Source organism: Paenarthrobacter aurescens (genome assembly GCF_025421775.1).
GTDB lineage: Bacteria > Actinomycetota > Actinomycetes > Actinomycetales > Micrococcaceae > Arthrobacter > Arthrobacter aurescens_B.
Window position 1 is genome coordinate 1 of record NZ_JAOEFX010000269.1, and the last position, 271, is coordinate 271.

The 271-nt window shown below is 61.6% G+C and carries 1 protein-coding gene; it reads left to right on the forward strand.

The window, feature by feature from the left end:
• Nucleotides 1-271: Lrp/AsnC family transcriptional regulator (locus N7568_RS23585; protein ID WP_261612126.1), on the forward strand; the 271-nt coding region annotated here is incomplete at both ends.

Genomic DNA, 271 nt, shown 5'->3' on the forward strand with positions numbered 1-271 from the left:
GCTCTTGAACGCGCGCAAGCTGGGCCTGAAGGTGAACGTCTTCATTCAGATCTCGCTCGACAAGCAACGCAAGGCCGCGCTGGACGTGTTCGAACGCGAGATCGCGGTGCTGCCCGAAATCATGGAGTGCTACCTGATGTCGGGCGACGCCGACTACCTGATCCGCGCGCTCGTGCCCGACGTCGATGCGCTGGAACGGCTGATCGTCGAACACATCACGCGCATTCCCGGGGTGGCAAGCATCCGATCCAGCTTTGCGTTGAAGCAGGTG